This is a genomic window from Priestia sp. MDV22-iso46, assembly GCF_058629175.1.
Map to the genome: position 1 here is coordinate 197,024 of NZ_JBZVWT010000003.1, position 18,697 is coordinate 215,720.

Below are 18,697 nucleotides of genomic sequence, written 5' to 3' on the forward strand. Positions count from 1 at the left end.
CTTTCGAATAAAAGTCGAAGAGGTGTTTTAGGATTCGAATAGTATTTGATTCGACAGTCTACCCATAACCTGTATGTAAATGTCACTCTATCAGTCAACTGGGTGTACTTTTATAGCGCTGGGTCCTTTAGCTCCTTCTTGAATTTCAAACTCTACTTTTTGACCTTCTGACAGGTTTTTATATTCCTCATGGTCGATCGCATTGGAGTGAACGAACACTTCTTTTGATCCGTCTTCGGGTGTGATAAATCCAGATCCTTTTGATTCGTTGAATGATTTAACGGTCCCTTTATGTTTGCTCATTGAAAAATCCTCCTTATAAGTATAGAAATAAATTCATAGTAGTTTTTTACCCAAACGCTGAAATTTCAATCATGTTTATGGCAGGTATACCGATTAGAAGAGTAGGGATAAAAGTAAATAGGGAGGGCTTAACAATTTTTTCATTTCGGTTATATTTTTATATTGTATGTGATATAACTATTGTTATAAAATGTAATCGTTAATTCTGCTACCTAAAGGAGATAAAGAAAAAAATGAGGGATGAGTTGTTATATATAGGGAAGAAAATTATCGATAATAAACAGGAATTAGCGATACAATTTTCTGATCTGATGGACTCTGAATATAAGCGGAAGCTTGTTTACCACGAAGAAAGCGAAGTTTTAAAATGGAGAGCAGAACTCATTGAGTATTTAGGCGAGTCGTTATTCGAAGAGCGCTCGGTCGTTTTAAAGAAAATCGTTCAGTGGGGTACAGATATAGGAAAAGTGGCTGTGGAAAACGGACTTTCTTTGAGTCAAACGTTAAAATCACTCGCGCTGTTTCGAACAGTGATATGGGGCGTTTTTACAGAAGAACTGCAGCAGAAGCAGTTTGCTCCTATTACGATGCTTGATGTAAGTAAAAAAATTGATCCGATGCTTGATCAGCTTAATCATATATTTGTCGAAATCTATGAAGAACATAATACGGAAACCATAAAACGCGCTTATGCAGCGCTAGAAGAATTATCAGTTCCCATCGTTCCTCTTTCTGAAGGAATCGCTGTGATGCCAATCGTTGGACAAATTGATACGCATCGTTCGCAGCTTATTATGGAAACGGCTTTAGAAAAAAGCGCTCAGCTGCAGCTGAGTTATTTAATATTTGATATTTCAGGTGTTCTTATCGTCGATACGATGGTAGCGGACAATATTTTTCAAATTGTAAAAGCCTTACAGCTTATCGGCACTAAAACGATGATTACCGGAATACGTCCGGAAATCGCGCAAACCGTTGTGGATTTAGGAGTCGATTTTGGAACAATTAAAACAAGAGCGACGTTAGAAAAAGGTCTTGAAGAAATAGGCTTTAGTAAACTGCCAGAAAACCCGCAAAGAAAAAAAGACAAATGGCGTTATTAATAAATTAAAAAACCCAGAGGCTGGGACAAAAATATTTTAGTTGAAGTTAAATCCGAACTATTAATCTGATTGATGGTTCGGGTTTTTTTGTTGTTATGGTGAACGTAGGTTTCATGTATATGGCTGCTTCTAGCTGGTGATTGAAGGGCTTATATTGCAAAAAAATTAAGAGGAACTCACAGCGTGACATGTTACATTCTTTGTAAAAATGGGTACTGGTAAAAAGAAGCATTTCAAGTGCTTTTCAATTACATTAGCCGTCTAAAATTAATTAATTTTCAATTTCGAATAACATAAATTATTTAAATACTTAGACAAACAAATGAGGAAAATATATACTTATTAGTGTTGTCACGAAAAGATAAAGGGGAGAAACAAGGATGGATATCAAACGTCAAAACGTTGATTTTGGTAACTCAATTTTTCAAACGCTAGTGGATGGTTATTACTATGAAATTCCTACAAACGTAGTAGAAATCACAAAAGATCAGGCAGAGGGTCATTTTCCTTCAAGTGTAAATGAACCGGAATTACTTCTTCAAAATTTACTGATTTCTACAACAATTGAAGGAGTAGAAAAGTATTATTTAGTAGGAGACGCAGCAGAGAAACACGTGCTAGGCAATATCCATATTAATAAGTTACATAATAAAACTGAATCTGATATTCCTTATGTGACGTTTTTAGCTTCAGTTGCTTATTACAACATACTTAAAGGAAAAGACAAAGAGGATAATCATGTGACGATTAATTATTTCTCGACTATGCTTCCGATTTGGCTGCTTAAGAAAACAAATAAATTCAGTGAAATGCAGCAGAAGATGGCCGAACGTTTTCAAGGAGAGCACACGGTTACGGTATTGACTCCTGGATTAGAAAAAACGGTCACTGTGAACATTGAAACGAGCAAATGCCGTATTGAAAGCGAAGTTGCTCGCTGGGCGATCAAAAAAGATTTTGAATTACAAGATAGAGAAGAAGCAAATGCATTCAAACATTTTGAAACACTAATTGTAGATTTGGGCGGAGGCACGGTTGACCTTGCGCTGCTTCCTGCAGGGCTTCAAGCTCCTAAAAGCAGAAATTCGCTGAAGTGTCTTACGGATATTTCATATTTGAAGCATATTGAAAAGCTAAGAAATGAAAAACTGCTTGAGTATTTTGACGATGTTCGTTCATTAGAAGAATTTATTATTGCCAATATCCATAAAGCAAAAATGGAGCAAAGAGACGGCAATAGCGGGAAAAAAGTAGATCTCACGGAGCCTATTCACGCTTCGCTTAGAGAATACACGCAAATTTTATTAACGAAAGTTGAAAATCTATTTCCATCGCCAAAAGATAAAGTCTATAAATATATTTATATTGGAGGACTGGCTCCTATCCTTCAACAGTTTATTGCAGAGCAGATTGATAACATGTACGGGGAAGAAATCAGAGAAGAAAATCATCTTTTCTTGCCGGAGACGCGCAAATTAAATTTATACGGTCTTGAAATTTTAAGCAGACATGAAACAAACGCAGTTCACGTTTAAAAAGGGGGGAGCATATATGAGTCATCAAAACACTCGCCTTAAGGAAGCACTAGATGATTGGTACGGTCAGCTAAGCTCCCAAATGGCTGCACCATTTTATTTACTATCAAATGCGTTTCTGACAGCTGGCAATCTATCAGCAGATATGATGGGAGCAAGGGAAAAGCCCGTAAGTAATGGAGATGAACGTGCAAATTTCACAATCGAAACTGCTGGCATTCCGTTAGAAGTGTCTTCATTTCTGAAAGAAAAACAGCAGGCAAACGAGCTGCAGGACTATGTAGTAAGACTCATACAGCAAGACTTGCAAAAAATGAGCAAAGAAAATGAAGTGGAGACGTTAGTTCATTCACTTCGAAAAGAGCTGTTGGGCGAAATTGACTTATTAAAAAAAGAAATGAATTCACGTCTTGCTGCAAATCGTGAGAAGTATGAGGCCTCGCAGGAAAAGGAACTTCAGGATTATGTAGCGAAGCTTGTGGAACAAAACGGGCAGAAAGACAGCCGGGAAGAAGATTTTCAATCGTTAGTTCATTCATTAAGAGCCGAGCTGTTAGGAGAAATTCATTTGCTCAAAAAAGAGCTGGGCTCTGCGTTAGCTCCTTCTTATAAGCAGCTGAAACCCGTTAAAAATGAGGAAGAAGAAACATTTAAAGAAGGTCAATTAATTAAAAGTGAAAAAGTGACCGGAACCATTCAAGAAGATATCGATGTAGATTTCTAAACAGAAAGTAGAGGCGTAATATGCCTCTACTTTTATTATTTTTCTATTAAAAATGAGGCCGGGACAAAAGTATTTTAGGTGAAGGAAGGTCCGAACGATGAATCTAGATTCTTGATGGGAAAACCAATGGACCAATGTAAAAGCTTTAGCTTATGAATTATAAAACTCTTTTGTTTCTTTTTAGCTTTTTTCGAAAGTATAAGCAAAGATCAAATGTAACGATGGTACAAATACTGCACTTTATCATAAACCAAAATAATGATTCGTTTATGCCAAATCCGCCAATCGAAGCTTTCAGTTCATTTAGCTGCCTGAGAATTAAATTTGTGTCGTTTTCATAGGCCACAGTAAAAGATTTAATTACAAGCATGGTCATAATGACTGCTTCTACAGATATATATAGAACTTTTCTTGCTAGTTTAAGAGAAGGATTTACGTTTGATTTGGGAATTTTATAAAATATTTTCATCGCCTGTTTGCCTTTCAGTTATTTTGAGCTGTTTAAAAAGATTAGTTTATTCTATAATTCTTTCCTTGGCTATAAAATCCTGTATGTATAGCAAGTTTAAAAAAAGCCCGCTAGAAAAGGTCATACACCGATTTTCTAGCGAGCTTCTTTAGTCAACATCCGTCTATTCACTTAGTATTGATCCTGAAAAAGCTTTCCAATCCTGCATAACGCTCTGCTTATCTTTAATGTTCTTCAGCCAGGGCGTTTGCTTTTGTCACATGAACTGTGCCAAACGGATGGTTTGGAGGAGCGTATATGGAGTAAAGCTTTAGCGGAGTGGTACCCGTATTGGTGACATCATGCCACGTTCCGGCAGGGATAAATATCGCATCATCATCGTAGACTTTTCGTTTAAAGGTTAGATTGTTTTTACTTTTGCCCATTTGAACAACGCCTTGCCCTTGTTCAATGCGCAGGAATTGATCAACGTTAGGGTGGATTTCTAAGCCGATATCTTCACCGGGTTTAAGACTCATTAACGTCACTTGTAAATGTGTTCCCGTCCATAAAGCAGTGCGGTACGTATTATTTTGCTTTGACGCTTCATTAATGTTAATAACAAATGGCCTTGGTCCGTAGTCCTTTAATTTACCGTTTCTTTGCTGAAACTGTTCGCTGGTGTGATAGTGATTCGGCACATAATAACTATATGGCTGCCAGCCGTAGTACAATGGGGTCTGCCACTGATGATAATAAGGTGTATAGTGCATACTCATTCTCCTTTTCTCGTTTAATTTTTCTTTTCATCCTATGCTTTTGTCAAAACGGTTGATACCATTTGCCTTTTTGTCCGCGGTCTTTATCCACTTCTTTTTTGCTGAAATCATGTGATTAATGATTTATCTGAGCCTTTCGACTGTTTTGCGGTAGTTAAAAAATACTTTCATCACTTTAATACGATAATTCATTAAAAAAATATATCGTATGAAAACGTTTTATTTGATATAATTTTAGGAGATGAAAATTATTTTAAAGGGTGACGTTCATTGAAAGAAAAAAAACTTCAAGAATTAACTGAACATCTTAATAATTTATTCAACAATTTAATTCATGGATCTATCACAGAAGGTGAATTTAATGAGCTGTCCGAAGAGCTTTACAGAAAGCAAACGAGGCTGCGCTATGAGATAGAGTGTGAGAAAGGTTCGTATTATAGAGAATATTTTAGAGGCTAAGGCTTTGTATTAGACTGCTTTATAAGAAATAAGAAAAGGCCTCCTAAATGGAGGCCTTTTCTTAACTTCTAACAGAAAGTGGAGTGATACTTTCTATTTCAATAAGTATATTAGTATATTGACTTTATAAAAAATAAAACTGTTGAAGCTATAAAACTCGCTATTCACCCCCAAAAACCTGTATGATAGGTTTAAGATTACCGCATATGAGATATATGTATAGTAAAAAGGGGTGATGAGCTGTGAAGTGGTATAAAGGAGTTGTCATGCAAGTCTTAATGACAGAAATCGAAACAGAAAGAGAGCATATGGTTATGTTAGGACTTACAGAAGGTTTTACAAGCCGTAATACAGTTCGAATCAGTCAAACCCTTGATTATTTATTAAATGAACTAAGGAAAGTGATGGCCGCAGATTAATCGTATTTTATATAAAAATGAAAAGAGCTGCTGACTTCACGGCAGCTCTTTATAAGTTGCCTTAACGTTTACTTTAATGTTTATGATACTATTTATACAGTTACCTTATAGCAAAGAAAATAGCGGAATCTATTATATATATCGTATAGTAGAAATCTAAAAGATGAGTTGAAAGCACCCGTGAAAAGGGAAGCTTAGATACATAAAGCAAACGCCGTACTAAGAATGGCGATGGAGGGTATAGTGAAATGGAATATCATATTAAAGAGACCGCTGCAAAGGTAGGGCTGCCTACGCATACGCTTCGATACTACGAACAGCAGGGGCTTTTACCTTTTATAAAAAGAGATGAAAACGGAAATCGTATTTTTAGCGAGTCCGATATCGAGTGGCTAGAATTTATTATTTGCTTACGAAAAACGGATATTGCTCTTTTAGAATTACGTAAAATTGTTGAATTAACACAAGAAGGCGATGATACAATCGGTTTGCGCAAGCAGATATTTGAAAAGCATAGAGAGAAAATGATGGAAAAACAAAGAGAGCTGGACGCAGCTTTTAGAAAAGTTGAAACGAAAATTGATTATTATGATAAATTAGAGCAAAAGTATCAGGAAGAGCTTTCATCTAAAGCCTAATTTATCGTTTGTTTTTCTTATTTTATAAAGAATAAAAAGCGGGCAGCTAATTCAATTAGCTGCCCGCTTTTCTTCTAAACTTACAGTGTAGAGATATCAATAACAAATCGATAGCGAACATCGCTGCGAAGAACGCGTTCGTACGCTTCATCTACTTGATTCGCATCGATAACTTCAATCATAGGGGCAACGCCGTGTTCAGCCGCAAAATCAAGCATTTCTTGTGTTTCACGAATGCCGCCTACAAGTGAACCAGCAATGCTGCGACGTCCCATGATAAGTGAGAATACGCTGTATTGATCTGGGTTAGCCGGTGCGCCAACATTAACAAGCGTTCCATCTACGCGAAGTAAAGATAAGTATTGATCCACGTTCAGGTTAGCCGATACCGTGTTTAAGATAAGGTCAAAGCGACCTGCTAATTCAGTGAATGTCGTCTCATCACTTGTCGCAAAATAATGGTCTGCGCCAAAGCTTAGAGCTTCTTCTTTTTTATTGTTAGAACGGCTCAGTACGGTTACTTCAGCACCCATTGCATGTGCAAATTGAATCGCTACATGTCCAAGACCGCCCATTCCCACGATCGCAACTTTCTTGCCAGGACCGGCATTCCAGTGCTTTAACGGAGAAAATGTTGTAATCCCTGCACATAGAAGCGGACTTGCTGCATCCATACTTAAATTATCAGGAATACGAACAACGAATCCTTCTTTTACGACGATTTTTTGGCTGTAGCCCCCGTATGTACGGTTTCCGTCATAATCCAATGAATTATACGTTTGAACAACGCCTTTTGTACAGTATTGCTCATCACCGTTCACACAGTACTCGCACTCTCCGCAAGAGTCAACGAAACATCCAACGCCAACGCGATCGCCAACCTTGTATTTTGTTACGTTTTCTCCAACCGCTTCAACTACTCCTGCGATTTCATGACCAGGAACCATCGGGAACATTCCGCCGCCCCACTCATCAAATGCACTATGAATATCAGAGTGACAGATACCGCTAAACTTAATATCAATTAAAACGTCGTCTGCTCGCAGTTCTCTGCGTTCAATTGTCGTGTTCTCGAATTTTGCCTTTGCATGCGGCGCACTTAGAACACGTGATGTTGTTGTATGTTGATGATTATTACACATAAGTAAAAACACAATCCTTTCGTATTAAACATAACCAGTTGCTAGCACAATGGCATTCACTGACTACGCTTGATGTATTTAAAAGCTACAACACTAGCTTAAACGTTAAAGTCGACTTTAAAGCAAGAGTTTTTTAAAAAAATTTTGCTTTCTATGATTTTATGAAAAAAAGGAGAGTAAGGAATAGTGTAGCAGCTTTTTATCTATGTTTAGTTAAAAGAAATTCTTCAAGGGTGCGAACGGCGGCGTGTTCATCGATTCCACCTGTCAGTAAGGTAATTTCATCTCCTTCTTTAACAGCTAGCTCCATAACCTTCATTATGCATTTGGCATTCGCAGATTTTCCGTCTTTCGCAAGAAGAATGTTACTTTTAAAAGAGAAAGCTTTATGTACAAATAAAGCTGTATGTCTAGCCTGAAGTCCGCCGGGGAGTTGCACCATAATCCTTTTAATCAGCATAGTATTTCTCCTTTTTTGTTTTTTAAAGCTATAAAACTAGCTTAAACGTTAAAGTCTACTTTAAGGCAAGAGGTAATTTGGATAAAAAGAGGAAAGGGAAGAAAAGGTAAGAAAAGGTAAGCCTAATGTTAATGCACATAGTGATCCTGCTGTTAGTATGAGGGAATGCGAGCGAAGCGCACTGCCGCTTTTAAAGGAAAGTTCTCATAAATCCTTTTGTTGGATAAGCAAAAAACGTAAGAAGAGACCCTAAAAAAGAAAGAAAAATGATGAAATACTAAGCAAATGAGAAGATTTGCTTCTTTTAACAGGTATGTGTACGTTTTCATGTGAAATGTTTCCGTTTCCACTGACTTTGTCAAACAGCAGACAATTGTTGATAATAGAGCTATATAAGAGGCAAAGGGGACGATGAAATGAAAAAATCTATTTCAAAAATAGAACAGTTCATAACTGAATTTAAAACGTCAATGACAAGCTATGGAGAAGCTATTATAAAAGTAAAAGGAAACTGATTATAAAAAGGATGCAGGTCATTTTTTTATAAATCTATTCCATAAATTCATACTAAATAATCATACTATTAAAATAAGAAATATAACTTTGCTCATAAAAGCTTTATCTATTGTTGAAATAACAGTAGATAAAGCTTTTTTTGTGGTTATATAAGTGGATACGATATCTTTTATAAGTAGCATTTTTAGAAGGAATAAGCTTTTAGGCAGATGCAGTGTATAAAAAATTCTGAAATTTTATCATTGACTGAAAGCGTTTTTAATATTAATATTAATTCAAACTTAACCAATATTTAACCAACACATAACAAAAGAGTTTTTTTATCTACAAATGAAATCGATTTCATTTGTAGAGTTATAGGATTGTTAAGTTTTATCACTATCTATTGCTAGTGAGGCAGCATTACACAATAAGGGGAAAAGAGGAATCAAAATGGGAAACGAAAATATTCTGTGGGGAATTGCTCCAATCGGCTGGAGAAATGATGATATTCCTGAAATTGGTGCAGAAAACACATTGCAGCATCTGTTAAGCGATATCGTCGTAGCGGGCTTTCAAGGAACAGAAGTGGGAGGTTTTTTTCCTGAACCAAGCATATTAAACAAAGAGCTTGAGCTTCGAAATTTAAGAATTGCGGGTCAATGGTTTAGCAGTTTTATCATTCGTGATGGGATAGAGGAGACGTTAAGTTTATTTCACAAACATTGTCAGTATCTACAGGAAGTGCATGCTGACGTGGCGGTCGTATCTGAGCAAACTTACAGTGTTCAAGGGGTTGAAAGAAATGTTTTTGCTGAAAAACCTTATTTCAGTGATCAAGAATGGGAAGCTTTATGTGCAGGATTAAATGAGCTGGGAAAAATCGCAGCAGAATACGGTTTACGTCTTGTCTATCATCACCATATGGGAACAGGTGTACAGACATTAGCTGAAATTGATCGGTTAATGGAAGGAACGGACGCAAATCATGTTCATCTTTTATATGATACGGGACATATTTATGTTTCTGACGGAGACTATATGGAGCTATTACATAAACATATAGATCGTATTAAACACGTTCATTTTAAAGATGCAAGAAGAAACGTACTGGAGCAGTGCAAGCGAGAAGGAAAGTCATTTTTGCAGTCGTTTCTAGCCGGTATGTTTACCGTGCCGGGTGATGGATGTGTAGATTTTACAAACGTGTATAAAGCGTTAGTTGACTATAATTACAAAGGATGGATTGTGGTTGAGGCGGAACAGGACCCTTCCATTGCGCATCCATTGGAATATGCTTTAATGGCCCGAAAGTACATTAACGAAAAGTTAGTTATTCATTCTTAAAATAAGACGGGGGAATTAGCATGGGTAAACAGGGAAATCAACATTCATTTTTACGTACGATCATTTTAGTTTCTACGTTTGGTGGACTGCTTTTTGGATATGACACGGGAGTTATTAACGGGGCACTGCCTTATATGTCTGAATCTGATCAATTGAATCTCAACTCTTTTACTCAAGGTCTTGTAACGAGCGCTCTGTTATTTGGTGCTGCATTTGGTGCAGTGATAGGCGGCAGGCTAGCAGATTATAACGGGCGGCGTAAAACGATTCTGTATCTCGCCATTCTATTTTTTGTTTCCACAATTGGATGTACAATTTCGCCAAACGCAGCCGTTATGATTCTTTGCCGTTTCCTATTAGGACTTGCTGTAGGGGGCGCATCTGTTACCGTACCGACATATTTAGCTGAAATGTCACCAGCTGAAAGCAGAGGGAAAATGGTAACTCAAAATGAACTTATGATTGTTACTGGTCAACTTCTTGCCTTTACGTTTAACGCGATTATCGGAAATATGCTAGGAGAAAACCCTCACGTTTGGCGATATATGCTGCCAATCGCTGCCATTCCAGCTGTCTTTTTATTCTTTGGCATGCTTAGAGTACCAGAAAGTCCGCGCTGGCTTGTGTCAAAAGGGAAAAATAACGAAGCGCTAACGGTTCTTCAAAAGATACGAGAAAGTAAACGAGCCAAATCAGAGCTGCAGGAGATTGAGAGCGCTTACGAGAAAGAAGCAAAAATGGAAAAAGCAACGTTTAAAGACTTAACAACTCCGTGGGTTCGAAGAGTCGTTTTCCTTGGTATTGGAATTGCTGTCGTACAGCAAATTACCGGCGTAAATTCCATCATGTATTACGGCACTGAAATTTTAAAAGACGCAGGTTTTCAAACAGAAGCTGCTCTTATTGGAAATATCGGAAATGGAGTCATATCTGTTTTAGCCACGTTTGTAGGGATTTGGCTGCTAGGTAAAGTTGGACGCAGACCAATGCTTATAACGGGATTGGTGGGAACGACTACTGCCCTGCTGCTGATTGGTATATTTTCTCTTGTATTTGAAGGATCTGCGGCACTTCCATATATCGTATTAGCACTAACGATTACGTTCCTCGCGTTTCAGCAGGGAGCTATATCCCCGGTAACGTGGCTAATGCTTTCGGAAATTTTCCCTTTACGATTAAGAGGCTTAGGGATGGGTGTTACCGTATTTTGTCTGTGGGGAATTAACTTCCTTGTAGGGTTAACGTTTCCTGTTTTACTGGCCAGCATTGGCTTATCCACTACGTTTTTTGTTTTTGTTGTACTCGGAATCGGAGCGATTTTATTTGTTAAAAAGTTTTTACCAGAAACGAAAGGGCTTACACTTGAAGAACTGGAGCAAAGGTTCCGCAGCTATGATAATGAAGACGCTGACGTCATGAATGACAATAAAATTATTTAAGTAAAGAATGGAGAGAATGATTATGAAACTATGTTTTAACGAAGCAACAACATTAGAAAATTCAAATCTTGTAAAGGACCTTGAGTATTGCAACAAGCACGGATATGATTATATCGAAATTCGTACAATGGATAAGCTGCCTGAGTATTTAGAAAGCCACTCAATGGATGATTTAGCGCAGTTTTTTAATGAAAATCATATTAAACCGCTAGCGCTGAATGCTTTAGTCTTCTTTAATAACCGCAGTGAAAAAGAGTACAAGGAAGTGATAGAAGAGTTTAAAAGTATGCTAGAAACCGCTCAAAAGATAGGTGCTCCCTATATTGTAGCCGTTCCTTTAGTAACGGAACAAAAAATAGTAAAAGCAGAGATTAAGAATAGCTGCGTACAAGTGCTGAATGAATTATCGGAATTGGCTGAACCTTACGGAGTTAAAATCGCCGTTGAGTTTGTAGGACACCCTCAGTGCACGGTTAATACATTTGATCAAGCTTATGATATTGTTCAAGCTGTAAACCGCGATAACGTAGGCTTAGTACTTGACTGCTTCCACTTCCATGCAATGGGATCAAAACTAGAAGACTTAAAACAAGCGGATATTTCTAAAATATTTATCGTTCATATTGATGACACGGAAGATTTTCCTATTGGCTTCTTAACAGATGAAGACCGAGTATGGCCAGGTCTAGGAGCAATTGATTTAGCTGCTATTTTCTCAACATTAAAGGAAAAAGGCTATGATGACGCGGTATCTGTAGAGCTATTTCGACCTGAATATTATCAATTAAACGCGGAAGAAGCAATTAAGACGGCTAAAGAGACAACCATTAAGGCTATCTCGGAATACTACAGCTTTCAAACAACAAAATCATATTCATGATAAGGAGTGTCAGTCGGTGACGTTAGTATCTTCAAAACTAGTATCAATGAAAGATATGCTTCATGCCGCTAAAAAAGGAAACTATGCGGTTGGTCAGTATAATATTAACAGCCTGCAGTGGGCACAGGCCATTTTACAAGCTGCCGAAGAGGAAAAAGCGCCTGTCATTGCAGCCGTTTCAGACAGGCTTGTAGACTATTTAGGCGGATTTAAAACGATTGTAGGCATGATTGAAGGCTTGTTAGACGAAATGAACATTACAGTTCCTGTCGCGCTTCACTTAGATCACGGTATGAGTGTAGAAAGATGTAAAAAAGCTATCGACGCTGGGTTTAGCTCGGTCATGTTTGACGGTTCTCACTATCCAATTGATGAAAATATTGCCATGACTAAGCAAGTAGTAGACTATGCTGCTGCTCAGTATGTCTCCGTTGAAGCCGAAGTCGGAACAGTCGGAGGCATGGAAGACGGGCTTGTTGGCAACATCGTGTACGCTGACCCTGCCGAATGTCTGCGTCTTGTAAAAGAAACGGGAGTCGATGCTTTGGCGGCTGCTTTAGGTTCAGTTCACGGACAGTACCAAGGCGAACCGCAGCTAGGCTTTGATGAAATGAAAGAAATAGCTGACTTAACAGATGTACCGCTGGTTTTACACGGCGGTTCGGGTATACCAAACTATCAAATTCAAAAAGCAATAGCTCTTGGACATGCGAAAATCAATGTGAACACAGAGTGCCTTCAGGCCTGGACGCGCGCTGTCCGTCAAACATTGGAAAGCGACAGTGCAGTGTATGATCCGCGAACCATTCTTACACCGGGAAAAGAAGCGGTTATGGCGACTGTAAAAGAGAAAATGAGAGAGTTTCATACAAGTCATAAGGCTTAATAAAAAAGAGGCTGGGACAAAAGCATTATAGTTGAAGCAATATCCGAACGATGAATGGAGATTCTTGATGGAGAATCAAACTCGTTCGGATTTTTTCATGGTGATGATGAGCGTAGGTTTCAGGTATGTAGTTGCTTCTAGCTGTTGATTGGAGGGGAAGGCGAAGGCTCCTGCGGGAAAAGCGGAAGAGGTGAGACCCCGCAGGAAGCGAAGCCTTGCACGAAAATCACCAGCGGTGCAACAAACGATTTATACTAGCTTATGTATCTAACTTGTTTGTCTTTAGCTGGAATTGATGTAGTTATGTCTCAAACTCTCTTTGTTTTAGCAGTTACTCTTCTAGAAAATGCCTTTTGTAAAGGTTATAATAGTAAGTAACAAAAAAGCGAAAAGAAAGATAAACGGGAGAGGTAGAAATGTTAAAAACGAAGCGAATTCAACAAATTCAAGAGTATGTTTTTGAACATGAATCTGTCTCATTAGATGATTTGGTTTCGGTGTTTGAAGTCTCCAAAAACACGATTCGACGCGACGTTCAAAAGTTAGTGGATGAAGGGCATATTAAAAAAGTATATGGCGGAGTAGCCGTTAACCATGTGAAGCTTGAATCATTTAATGAAAGACAAACAAGAAATCAGTTTCAAAAGCGTTTAATTGCCAAAACGGCAGCTCAGTACGTAGAAGACGGAGACGTCATCTTTATTGATTCAGGAACCACCACGTTAGAAATGATTGAATTTCTAAAAGACAAATCAATAACGATTGTTACCAATAGTTTAGATGTTATAGTAAAAGCCTTGCCTTTTGATGCGTTAAAAGTAATTTCTACGGGCGGCTATCTTGAGCGTGAAACTCAATCATTTTCAAGCTTTAACCATGCCAATCCTGTAAAGAACTACAACTTTGATAAAGTATTTATGGCTTCTACGGGTATTTCCATATCAAATGGCGTTACCAATTCATCGCCCGTTGAAAGTGAAATCAAAGAAACGGTCATAAAAAGAAGTACAAAAGTGTTTTTATTAGCAGATCATACAAAATTTGATAAGTATGCAATGATTACGTATTGTCAGCTGCATGAAGTGGATTATTTAATTACAGATAAAGTGGACGTCAGCTATCAGCACTATGCAAAAGAAAATGAGATTACACTTATCCTTGCGGAAGAATAAGTGTTTTTGAGTTATTATACATATGCTTAGATCTAGAGCCAGTAGGCATACATAGAAGTATGCCTTTTCTTTTTTCTTCACATCGTGCTCCTCTATAAAGCGGTTACAATGAATGAAAAGATAAACTAACAAAATTTTTAAAAAAGTGTTTACAAAGTAAACTGAATATTATAAACTAGGTTCATAGATAAGAAAGCGCTTTTAAAATTAGATGAAATCGATTTCATTGAACGAAGCTAAATGTATAATAAGATTGGTTTTACAAGTAAGACAGAACATGAAAAATTGATGGGGAAGTTAAGGATGGAGTTTGAAAAATATTTTTTTAACACCAAATGAAATCGATTTCATTAGAAAGTGGAATTTATGATGAATTTTCGAGCTTTTCTCCATCTTCAAGTATTAAAAAGTACAGGGATTGAAAGTATTTGTCTCATCGCTAAATAGGAGCTAAAACAAAGGAAAGAGCTAGTAAGTAAGAGGATAGAACCTCATTTATCGCATGGAATGAAATCGATTTCATTTAAAAAAAGAAAAAAGGGTAGAAAAATCAATCTGATGGTGATTAATTTCAGAAGATAAGGTAGGAAGGTATATGAAAACGATAAGGTTAACAACTAGTCAAGCTTTAGTAAAATTTCTAAATCAGCAATATGTAGAGTTTGATGGAAAAAAAGAGCGTTTCATCAAAGGAGTATTCACCATTTTTGGACATGGAAATGTGGTGGGGATCGGGCAAGCGCTGCAGGAAAACCCAGGGGAGCTTGAAGTGTATCAAGGCAGAAACGAGCAGGGAATGGCTCATGCTGCAGTAGCTTTTGCAAAACAAAAACATCGAAAGCAAATCATGGCCTGCTCTTCTTCCGTTGGTCCAGGCTCAGCGAATATGGTTACATCGGCTGCGACGGCTACTGCAAACAATATTCCGGTGCTGCTTTTGCCAAGCGATGTGTTTGCAACTCGCCAGCCAGATCCGGTTCTTCAACAAATTGAACAAACGCATGATTTATCTCTTTCTACAAATGATGCCTTCCGGTCCGTCAGCAAGTACTGGGATCGAGTCAGCCGTCCAGAACAGCTGATGTCGGCTATGATCAATGCGATGCGTGTATTAACAGATCCGGCAGATACAGGAGCCGTTACAATCGCGCTGCCGCAGGATGTACAAGGGGAAGCGTGGGATTTTCCAGAAAGTTTCTTCCGTGAGCGTACCCACCTAATTGAACGCCGCGAGCCTTCGCAAGAAAGTATTAGAAATGCGGTGGAGCTGATTAAATCAAAGAAAAAGCCTCTTCTTATTTTAGGAGGCGGCGTTCGTTATTCAGAGGCTGCGGATACATTTTCTGCATTTGCTGAAAAGTTTCATATTCCGTTTAGCGAAACGCAAGCTGGAAAAAGCGGTCTTGAAAGCAATCACCCTTTAAATCTAGGAGGAGTTGGCGTAACGGGTAACAGCGCTGCTAATAAAATAGCACAATCCGCGGATTTAATTATTGGTGTGGGGACACGTTTCACAGATTTTACGACTTCTTCAAAGCTGTTTTACGCTGAGACGGATGTGTTAACCATTAATATTTCTGAATTTCACGCGTCAAAACTGGAGGCTACCAAAATTGTCGCGGATGCCAAAGTGGGTCTTGAAGCTCTTTCGTCTGCGTTAGAAGGCTACAAATCAGGCTATGAAACTGAAATTGAAGAAGCTAAATCAGAGTGGAATGAAGAGCTGACTCGTCTAAAAAACATTGCATACACAGGCGAAGAATTTGTTCCGGAAATCAAAGGGCATTTTGATCAAAGCCTGTCGGAATATAAAGATAGCCTGAGCACAGAACTTGTCCAAACGACTGTGCTTGGTAAAGTAAACGAACTAATTGCACCTGATTCTATTATTACATGTGCAGCGGGAAGCCTCCCGGGTGACCTTCAGCGCATGTGGATCTCAAATGAACGTAATACGTATCACCTTGAATACGGATATTCATGTATGGGCTATGAAATTGCTTCTGCCTTGGGCGCTAAGATGGCTGAGCCGGATAAAGAAGTGTATGCGATGGTAGGAGACGGAAGCTACTTAATGCTTCATAGTGAGCTGGTAACGAGCATTCAAGAAGGAATTAAAATAAATATTGTTCTTTTTGATAATTCAGGCTTTGGCTGCATCAACAACTTGCAAATGGATAATGGAATTGAAAGCTTCGGCACAGAATTCCGCGTTCGTAATCCACGGACGGGGCAGCTTGATGGAGATATTATGCGCATCAACTTTGCTCAATCTGGAGCTGCGTACGGAGCAAAAACATATGAAGTGTATACGATGGAAGAGCTTGAATGTGCCATTGAAGATTCAAAAAAGCAAAGTGTTAGTACACTGATTGACATTAAAGTTCTTCCAAAAACAATGACGGACGGCTACGATTCTTGGTGGCATGTAGGAGTAGCAGCCGTATCTGAAAGCTCAGACGTTCAAACGGCGTTTGAAGGCAAAGAAAGCCAGTTGCAAAAAGCAAGAAAATATTAAGCTCTTAAAAAACTAGAAGCTTTAGCAAAAAGTGTCCCTAGCATAAACACGTTAAAAAATAAGAAATAGAAAGGTGTGGAAAGTAATGGCTGATTTAATCGTACCAACAAAAACAGCTGACAGTGATGGAAACGTGCTAAGCATCACCCCACAATCTGCAGGATGGGAGTACATTGGCTTTGACGTTTACTCATTAAAAAAAGGTCAAAAGCTTAAAAAGAACACGGAAAATCAAGAGATTTGTATTGTGATTTTAACCGGTAAGTCCAACGTTTCTACAAAAGAAGAGAAATGGGAAAATATCGGACAGCGAATGGATATCTTTGAAAAAATCCCTCCGTACTCCGTATATGTATCGAATGATGATCACTATGAAGTAGAAGCTGTAACCGACTTGGAAATTGCGGTGTGCGCAGCACCTGGAAAAGGTACATACCCTGCTCGTTTAATTACGCCGCAGGATGTGGGCGTAGAGCATCGCGGAGCAGGAAATATCGCGAGACAAGTCCATAACATTCTTCCAGAACAAAAGCCGGCTGATAGTTTGCTAGTAGTCGAAGTGTTTACGCCGGAAGGAAACTGGTCAAGCTATCCTCCTCATAAGCATGATCAAGATAACTTGCCGCATGAATCGTATTTAGAGGAGACGTACTATCATAAAGTTAACCCAGGACATGGATTTGCGATTCAACGGGTATATACGGACGATCAATCTCTAGATGAAACAATGATCATTAAAGATGGAGATGCAGTCTTGGTTCCTAAAGGGTATCACCCGGTATCTGCTCCTCCGGGTTATGAAGTTTATTATTTAAACGTCATGGCTGGTCCTGTTCGAACATGGAAATTTAATAATAGCAAAGATCATGAATGGATTATGGAAGAAAAATTAGCATTAAAGTAAGGAGAAGACGTGACTATGAGTTATTTAACATTCGATTCGCAAAAGCGATTTGACCTTCTTGCAGTAGGAAGGCTTTGCATCGACTTAAATGCAAATGAATTTAATCGCCCGATGGAAGACACGATGACGTTTACAAAATACGTAGGAGGATCTCCTGCTAATATCGCCATTGGTCTTTCTAGACTTGGAATGAAGACAGGCTTTATTGGAAAAGTGTCAGATGACCAAATGGGCCGCTTCAGCACCAGATATTTAAATCAACATAACATCAACACAGAAGGCATTGTAGTTGATCAAACAGGAGCCGTAACGGGACTGGCCTTTACTGAAATTAAAAGTCCTGAAGAATGCAGCATCCTTATGTACCGTGATAACGTGGCAGATTTAAAGCTTGATCCGACGGAAGTTTCTGAAGAGTACATCAAGCAATCAAAATCGCTGCTCATCTCTGGAACGGCTCTTGCTAAAAGTCCTTCAAGAGAAGCAGTGTTTCTTGCTCTTGAATACGCGAGAAAACATAGCGTGGTTGTATTCTTTGACGTTGACTACCGCCCATACACGTGGGAGTCAGAAGCTGAAACGGCCGTCTATTATAATTTAGCAGCAGAGAAATCAGACGTGATTATCGGTACGCGAGAAGAATTCGATATGATGGAAAAGCTTTTAAATTATGAAGAATCAAATGATCAAGTTACAGCTGAACGATGGTTTTCTCATCATGCTAAGATTGTCGTCATCAAGCACGGGGGAGAAGGGTCGATTGCTTATACGAAAGACGGCCAGTCTCATCGAGGCGGCATCTTTAAAACAAAAGTGCTCAAAACATTTGGAGCTGGCGACTCCTACGCATCTGCTTTTATTTCCGGGTTAATGCAAGGGTTTACAATTCCTGAAGCTATGAGATTTGGCGGTGCTTCTGCTTCCATCGTTATTTCAAAACACAGCTCTTCCGATGCAATGCCAACTGTAGAAGAAATTAAGCAGTTTATGGAAACAGCTGAAGAAGTACTGCAACAAGCGTAATCAAAAATTGAGAGGAGAATGAA

18 protein-coding genes are annotated in these 18,697 nt (G+C 38.5%); 14 read left to right on the forward strand and 4 right to left on the reverse strand.

What is annotated here, in order from left to right; translation table 11 throughout:
* Positions 1-90 precede the first annotated feature (90 nt).
* Positions 91-303 (reverse strand): cold-shock protein, encoded by a 213-nt coding sequence (locus AC4NPH_RS18250; protein WP_013058184.1) that lies wholly within the window; start codon positions 301-303, stop codon positions 91-93.
* Positions 304-536: 233 nt separating this feature from the next.
* Here AC4NPH_RS18250 and AC4NPH_RS18255 point away from each other — a divergent pair, with 233 nt between their 5' ends.
* The 3 genes from AC4NPH_RS18255 (at position 537) to AC4NPH_RS18265 (ending at position 3,665) form a co-directional block, all read left to right on the forward strand.
* Entirely contained in the window at positions 537-1,406 is an 870-nt protein-coding gene (locus AC4NPH_RS18255; RefSeq protein WP_013058183.1) for an STAS domain-containing protein, read from the forward strand.
* 380 nt (positions 1,407-1,786) lie between these two features.
* Positions 1,787-2,941 carry a ParM/StbA family protein gene (locus tag AC4NPH_RS18260; RefSeq protein WP_013058182.1) on the forward strand — a complete coding sequence of 385 codons (1,155 nt, stop codon included), beginning with the start codon at positions 1,787-1,789 and terminating at the stop codon, positions 2,939-2,941.
* Positions 2,942-2,957: 16 nt separating this feature from the next.
* Complete coding sequence (locus tag AC4NPH_RS18265) at positions 2,958-3,665, forward strand: hypothetical protein (RefSeq protein WP_098196776.1); 708 nt, start codon at positions 2,958-2,960, stop codon at positions 3,663-3,665.
* A 693-nt stretch (positions 3,666-4,358) separates the two neighbouring features.
* Here AC4NPH_RS18265 and AC4NPH_RS18270 read toward each other — a convergent pair.
* Positions 4,359-4,886 (reverse strand): cupin domain-containing protein, encoded by a 528-nt coding sequence (locus AC4NPH_RS18270; protein ID WP_013058179.1) that lies wholly within the window; start codon positions 4,884-4,886, stop codon positions 4,359-4,361.
* Positions 4,887-5,162: 276 nt separating this feature from the next.
* On the opposite strand from AC4NPH_RS18270, the gene AC4NPH_RS18275 reads away from it, so the two are divergent.
* The 3 genes from AC4NPH_RS18275 to AC4NPH_RS18285 all read left to right on the forward strand — a co-directional run bounded on the left by AC4NPH_RS18275 (position 5,163) and on the right by AC4NPH_RS18285 (position 6,408).
* On the forward strand, positions 5,163-5,351 hold the full coding sequence (locus AC4NPH_RS18275) for a hypothetical protein (RefSeq protein WP_013058178.1): 189 nt from the start codon (positions 5,163-5,165) through the stop codon (positions 5,349-5,351).
* A 242-nt stretch (positions 5,352-5,593) separates the two neighbouring features.
* The gene (locus AC4NPH_RS18280) at positions 5,594-5,770 is read left to right on the forward strand and encodes an aspartyl-phosphate phosphatase Spo0E family protein (protein ID WP_231101766.1); all 177 of its coding nucleotides are present in this window, start codon (positions 5,594-5,596) and stop codon (positions 5,768-5,770) included.
* A 248-nt stretch (positions 5,771-6,018) separates the two neighbouring features.
* Positions 6,019-6,408, forward strand: coding sequence for a MerR family transcriptional regulator (locus AC4NPH_RS18285; RefSeq protein ID WP_016764980.1), 390 nt, complete (start codon positions 6,019-6,021; stop codon positions 6,406-6,408).
* An 80-nt stretch (positions 6,409-6,488) separates the two neighbouring features.
* Here AC4NPH_RS18285 and AC4NPH_RS18290 read toward each other — a convergent pair whose 3' ends face one another.
* Positions 6,489-7,550, reverse strand: a complete 1,062-nt coding sequence (locus tag AC4NPH_RS18290; RefSeq protein WP_013058175.1) for an NAD(P)-dependent alcohol dehydrogenase — start codon at positions 7,548-7,550, stop codon at positions 6,489-6,491.
* Between the two features lie 199 nt (positions 7,551-7,749).
* Positions 7,750-8,010 carry an HPr family phosphocarrier protein gene (locus AC4NPH_RS18295; protein WP_029323251.1) on the reverse strand — a complete coding sequence of 87 codons (261 nt, stop codon included), beginning with the start codon at positions 8,008-8,010 and terminating at the stop codon, positions 7,750-7,752.
* 948 nt (positions 8,011-8,958) lie between these two features.
* On the opposite strand from AC4NPH_RS18295, the gene iolE reads away from it, so the two are divergent.
* The 8 genes from iolE (at position 8,959) to iolC (ending at position 18,674) form a co-directional block, all read left to right on the forward strand.
* Complete coding sequence (gene iolE / locus AC4NPH_RS18300) at positions 8,959-9,852, forward strand: myo-inosose-2 dehydratase (RefSeq protein ID WP_098314713.1); 894 nt, start codon at positions 8,959-8,961, stop codon at positions 9,850-9,852.
* 20 nt (positions 9,853-9,872) lie between these two features.
* Entirely contained in the window at positions 9,873-11,291 is a 1,419-nt protein-coding gene (locus tag AC4NPH_RS18305; RefSeq protein WP_013058172.1) for a sugar porter family MFS transporter, read from the forward strand.
* Positions 11,292-11,313: 22 nt separating this feature from the next.
* On the forward strand, positions 11,314-12,171 hold the full coding sequence (iolI, locus tag AC4NPH_RS18310) for a 2-keto-myo-inositol isomerase (protein WP_053487550.1): 858 nt from the start codon (positions 11,314-11,316) through the stop codon (positions 12,169-12,171).
* A 46-nt stretch (positions 12,172-12,217) separates the two neighbouring features.
* The gene (fba, locus tag AC4NPH_RS18315) at positions 12,218-13,057 is read left to right on the forward strand and encodes a class II fructose-1,6-bisphosphate aldolase (RefSeq protein ID WP_041816712.1); all 840 of its coding nucleotides are present in this window, start codon (positions 12,218-12,220) and stop codon (positions 13,055-13,057) included.
* 416 nt (positions 13,058-13,473) lie between these two features.
* Positions 13,474-14,229, forward strand: coding sequence for a DeoR/GlpR family DNA-binding transcription regulator (locus AC4NPH_RS18320; RefSeq protein ID WP_013058168.1), 756 nt, complete (start codon positions 13,474-13,476; stop codon positions 14,227-14,229).
* A 595-nt stretch (positions 14,230-14,824) separates the two neighbouring features.
* On the forward strand, positions 14,825-16,747 hold the full coding sequence (gene iolD, locus AC4NPH_RS18325; RefSeq protein WP_055992653.1) for a 3D-(3,5/4)-trihydroxycyclohexane-1,2-dione acylhydrolase (decyclizing): 1,923 nt from the start codon (positions 14,825-14,827) through the stop codon (positions 16,745-16,747).
* A gap of 85 nt (positions 16,748-16,832) precedes the next feature.
* The gene (iolB, locus tag AC4NPH_RS18330; RefSeq protein ID WP_013058166.1) at positions 16,833-17,651 is read left to right on the forward strand and encodes a 5-deoxy-glucuronate isomerase; all 819 of its coding nucleotides are present in this window, start codon (positions 16,833-16,835) and stop codon (positions 17,649-17,651) included.
* Positions 17,652-17,666: 15 nt separating this feature from the next.
* The gene (iolC, locus tag AC4NPH_RS18335; RefSeq protein ID WP_491938842.1) at positions 17,667-18,674 is read left to right on the forward strand and encodes a 5-dehydro-2-deoxygluconokinase; all 1,008 of its coding nucleotides are present in this window, start codon (positions 17,667-17,669) and stop codon (positions 18,672-18,674) included.
* The last annotated feature ends 23 nt before the right edge of the window (positions 18,675-18,697 follow it).